Here is a 4,666-nt window from a genome sequence, read left to right as displayed (position 1 = left end):
GGGCAGGATGAACTTACTTTCGATCAGTGAAAAGATCAGCGTCAGGATCACGATGCCTGAGAAACCAGCCAGCACTTTGCCCAGCGGGTTATCGATCAGCAACATGGGGAAAAACGCCGCGATGGTTGTGAGCACGCCGAAAACCGTTGCAACAGCAACCCGGTTCACGCCGCGTTCGGTGCCTTTGATCGGGTCCTTTTCCTTACTTCGCTCTTCAAAGACGCTTTCGCCAACAACAACAGCGTCATCTACCAGAATGCCCAACGCAATGATCAGGCCAAAGGTCGTCACATCATTCAGGGAATAATCGATCCATCTTGAGCCCGAAACCGCGATCGCGCCCATAACTGAGATCGGGATCCCCATGGCCACCCAAAACGCCAGCCGTACATTCAAAAAGACCGACAGCATCAGCGTCACAAGGATCAAGCCCTGCACCCCGTTCGATCGCAACAGCTCGAGGCGATCCGAGATGTATCCCGCACTGTCGCCCCATATTTCGGCCTGAATCTGCGGGGGCAATTGGTGACTGAAATCGTCAACCGTGTCGCGGACAACACGGCTGATCTCAAGCAGATTTTCCTTCTGCCCAATCAGAACTTCCATGCCGACGGTTGGATTGCCGTTCAGACGAAACAGAAACTCTCCATCCAGAAAGCCATCTTCAATCGTTGCAAGATCACCGAGCGGCACAAATGACCCGTCATCCCGTTCGATAACCGGCAACTCTGCATATTCAGGTGCATATTTTGCCCGGTCGTCAGCGCGCAGAAAGATGGTGCCGCCTTCGGTGCGCAATTGACCCGCCTGAAAGGTCAGTGAGTTTCCCCGAATGGCGCGGGTGATATCTGAAACAGTCAGCCCATATTGGCGCAAACGCTCGGGGTCTATCTCGATACGCAGCTCACGCGGGATCAGCCCCCAGATGTTCAGGCGTGACAGCTCTGGCTGGGCAAGCAGGTCTTCCTTGAGCCGTTGTGCCAAGGTCTGCAAAGTGGCCGGATCTGCGTCGCCATGCAGGTTTACGTATAGCGCAGGAAAGTCATAGCCCGACGCCTCAATCACGGGGCGGCGCGCTTTGTCTGGCAGGTCCGTCAGGCCATCGATGCGAATACGCACCCGATCCAGAACTGCCTGCAGTTTCTCACCTCCGGCCCTGCGCACTGAGATCGTGCTAAGACCGTTTTGCGAACGTGATGAGATACTGCGCACACCTTCCAGACCTTCAAGCGCTTGCTCGACCTTCTGGGTAATGAGTTCATCCACCTGCTCGGCAGTGGAATCCGGGTACTCAATCGAGATCGTGACGCTTTCAGGTGGAATACGCGGGAACCCTTCGATGCGGATATTCATCAGGGTCTGCACACCAAGAAAAAGGATCAGCGCCATCAGCAGGTTGGCGGCGACCGGATTGCGGATGAACCAGGATGTCAGGGCGTGCATGGCTTATCCCTCATCAACGCGGGGGGTGACGCGCTGACCCGGCAGAAACGACGCAAGCGGAGTTTTCGCGATGTGCCAGGGGCCCTGCCCTTCGGGCGCAGTAATTGTCACTGCGTTATCAGCGCGGAACAGAATATGCGGCTTGATCCGTTGCAACAGATTGCCGCCATCAACCACCCAAACATAACCTGCGCGGGTCAATGAGCTTTCGGGAAAGGTCAGCGTGTCAGAAATCGTTCTTCCGGGAATGGATACCCGCACGAAGTCACCTGCAAGCACCCGCTCATCCGGCTCGGAAACCTCCAGAAACACGCGCATCTGACGTGTTTCCTGATTCAGAAACCCCCCGCCCCGACGGATACGCGCCTGCCCGATCCGGTTACCATTGCGAAGCGTCAGAGTGGCGAGAGATCCGGAAATCGGATGCTGTAGCAACGCCCAGTCGTCCTGATTGAATTCTGCGACCAACTCGAACTGGCGATTGTCGGACAATCGCACCAAAGGATCACCCGGACTAACAGTTTGACCGAGGCTGGCAGCACGTCTGGTGACAAAACCGGAGAACGGCGCGCTTACCTCGGTATCTGCCAGATCGCGCTGCGCTGCATTCAGTCTTGATTTCGCCGAGGCTACGGTCTTTTCCGCAATGCGCAGCTGCGGCAAGCGAATAGCAAGTTCCGTCGGAGGTTCTTTTTTATCACGCTCGAATTGGCGGCGCGCGACAGTAACGTCGTTTTGCGCCCGCAACAAAGCCAATTGCGCTTGCTCCAGCTCCATTTCGGCTGCAGCAACTGCGCTTTCATACTGCGCCTTTTCGACAGAAAACAACGGATCACCCAAATCAACCCTTGATCCGGCAAGCGCGCCATCGTGCACGGCAGTAATACGCCCGGACACCGCAGAGCGAAGCTCGGCATCCCATCGCGGCCGGACCTCTGCAAAAGTGGAAATCTCTGCCTGAACAGCTTGCGCAGACACTGAGACCACCGATACCAGGGGTGGGGGCGGTGGCGTATCCGTTTTTTGAACATCAATTGTGTCTTCAGCTTCGAACACCAAAAGCACCACGGCAATCAGAAGCGACAACGAGAGGCCGATCCATAACCATCGGCGCCAGTGCGTTCCGCCTTTTGCATTAGGTTCTTCAGGCATGTTCGAAGCCTTTCAATTGCGATCAGAATCAGTGAGCCAACTTGCATAGGCTGGTTTTTCGCTATATACTATGAACGATCGTTCGTTCAATATATGACATAAAAAATGACCGAGAGCCAAAGCAAACAAGCCACCAAACGTGACAAAGCCACCGCCAAACGGCGCAACCAGATACTGGAAGCAGCGGTGATGTGCTTTCTTGAGCGCGGATATCACCAGACTGGTGTTCGCGACATCGCCGCTCGGGCCGGCGTTAGCTTGGGAAACCTCTATAATCACTTCCCCGGCAAGCACGATGTTCTGGTTGAGATCGCGGCACTGGAACGACAGGAGATGGAGCCGTTTCTCAAAATTCTCGCAGAGCGATCTGCTACCCCGCGCGTTCTGAACAAATTTATAAAGGCTTACGCCAAATACCTGGCTGCCCCAGAGAACGTCATTCTGAGTGTGGAAATCGCCAGCGAAGCAATACGCCAGCCGGATATTGGGCGGCTATTTCTGGAGAACCGAAACGAACTTGTCGGAGCACTCACAAATCTACTCGAACGCGGTATTTCAGAACATGATTTCCGACAGCTCCCTGACCCAAATCAGACATCGCAGCTGATAATCGAGACCATCGAGGGCAGCGCTTTTCGCAGCGTCTTGATGACGACCCCCATGCGCAAAATCACCAATAATGTTTTGGATTTCATAATGACGTCAGTGGTTTCGCGTTAAGGCCCCTTCAGACCTGAACAACGAAGGTCAGATCGTCAAAAGAGTGCCGTAACCAGTTACTGAATCTTTGATGCCAATCGCACGCAAGGTTTGCCAATAGACGGCGGCGTTGCAAGCAACAATGGGCTTGCCCAGTTCTGCCTCGAGTTCAGCAATTAAGGACACGACGGGCAAAGCGGTCCCAACCTGCAAGATAGCATCGCATTCCGCCGCTCCGACCTCGCGAAACACTGCCCGGATTTCTTCAAGCGATGTTTCGCATATCTCGGGTAAGCTTGGTGCGCAGGTTCCCTTGATCGCAACGACTTCAAATCCCGCAGCTTCGGTATTTGCTTTAACGTGCTGGTCGATTTCAGCATTGAATGGAGTCACAACCGCAACTCTTCTGGCCCCCAGTGCCCGCAGCGCCGCATGATCCGCAGCTGAAGCATTCAGCACCGGTACACCCACCGCCTCCTCCAATTCGGTGCAGCGGCGCGCCAATCTCTCAACACCACCGGGGCCTGCATCCGTGGTCAAGCCGATGCACAACGCAGCAGGATTGCAATCCATCAGCTTCTCAGCTTCTTCGATCAGGTCGTCCGAGACACTGTCACCGCCCAATCGAAAGCGCTGCATCTGATTGGTCACGCCTTCTGGCCTCAACAACTCCAGTTCAGGTTGCACGACTGTGTTCATTGCTGGTGTCATTACACCGATCACAGCACGGGGTGCGAGAGTGTCAGCCATCTCAGTTCCCTTTCAGAAATTCGTTCAACCCGGTCATGCCGCCGATGTAGATCTGATCCCCTACGATCGCCGCCATCTCGTTTTCCAGCTCCATGTCGCAATCAAAGCGACTTTCCCAGATGCCTAAAGTCTGCTCCGTATGCGTGATTGGCACAAACCGATGGGTTGAGACGTAGTTGCGAACCGGTAAAGGGCTTTCGATAATATCGTAGGTGTAGAAATGTTCGGCATCGGAAAGCTCAAGAAGTGTTTCGCGAAACACCGTCCCATCCACAATATCCAAATGCCTTATACTGCCCGGTGAGGTGGCTGAACCTGTTTCCATTCGGGCGCTCGTAACGGCCGGGTTCCAACCCGAAACACCGTCAAATGCCCGGACAGCAGACCAGACCTGATCAACCGGTGCATCCAGGATCATGCTTCGAAATACGTGCATCGCCACCCCTACTCCTTTGAATTGTAATCAGCTTAGATCGACTATGACCGACAACTGCCTGCAGAAAACGACGCCAAAGATGTCGTTTTGTCTATAGCATCTGCGCCTCGCACCGCATTCCCTGAGCAGAGAACAGCAAGTTTGGAGCCCGATATTGGCCAGACGGAAAAGGGTTATTCAGGAACC

5 protein-coding genes are annotated in these 4,666 nt (G+C 54.5%); 1 reads left to right on the top strand and 4 read right to left on the bottom strand.

The genetic code is table 11. From position 1 onward, the window contains the following. The coding region (locus E1297_RS39285; RefSeq protein ID WP_196223510.1) for an efflux RND transporter permease subunit at window positions 1-1,443 on the bottom strand (1,443 nt) is incomplete at its 3' end. A 3-nt stretch (window positions 1,444-1,446) separates the two neighbouring features. Next, on the bottom strand, window positions 1,447-2,595 hold the full coding sequence (locus E1297_RS39280) for an efflux RND transporter periplasmic adaptor subunit (protein WP_155147947.1): 1,149 nt from the start codon (window positions 2,593-2,595) through the stop codon (window positions 1,447-1,449). A gap of 105 nt (window positions 2,596-2,700) precedes the next feature. Here E1297_RS39280 and E1297_RS39275 point away from each other — a divergent pair, with 105 nt between their 5' ends. Then, the gene (locus tag E1297_RS39275; protein ID WP_155147944.1) at window positions 2,701-3,315 is read left to right on the top strand and encodes a TetR/AcrR family transcriptional regulator; all 615 of its coding nucleotides are present in this window, start codon (window positions 2,701-2,703) and stop codon (window positions 3,313-3,315) included. Between the two features lie 27 nt (window positions 3,316-3,342). Here E1297_RS39275 and E1297_RS39270 read toward each other — a convergent pair whose 3' ends face one another. After that, window positions 3,343-4,044, bottom strand: a complete 702-nt coding sequence (locus E1297_RS39270; protein WP_155147942.1) for a hypothetical protein — start codon at window positions 4,042-4,044, stop codon at window positions 3,343-3,345. 1 nt (window position 4,045) lies between these two features. Beyond that, entirely contained in the window at window positions 4,046-4,480 is a 435-nt protein-coding gene (locus E1297_RS39265; RefSeq protein WP_155147941.1) for an SRPBCC family protein, read from the bottom strand. Window positions 4,481-4,666: the final 186 nt, after the last annotated feature.

The sequence above is a fragment of the Roseibium sp. RKSG952 genome (genome assembly GCF_009711355.1).
This window is presented reverse-complemented; position numbering and strand designations above follow the sequence as displayed.

What these genes read in the sequence shown, in the direction of transcription:
- E1297_RS39280 (WP_155147947.1), bottom strand. Translation starts at nt 2,595, where the DNA reads ATGCCTGAAGAACCTAATGCAAAAGGCGGAACGCACTGGCGCCGATGG.
- E1297_RS39275 (WP_155147944.1), top strand. Translation starts at nt 2,701, where the DNA reads ATGACCGAGAGCCAAAGCAAACAAGCCACCAAACGTGACAAAGCCACC.
- E1297_RS39270 (WP_155147942.1), bottom strand. Translation starts at nt 4,044, where the DNA reads ATGGCTGACACTCTCGCACCCCGTGCTGTGATCGGTGTAATGACACCA.
- E1297_RS39265 (WP_155147941.1), bottom strand. Translation starts at nt 4,480, where the DNA reads ATGCACGTATTTCGAAGCATGATCCTGGATGCACCGGTTGATCAGGTC.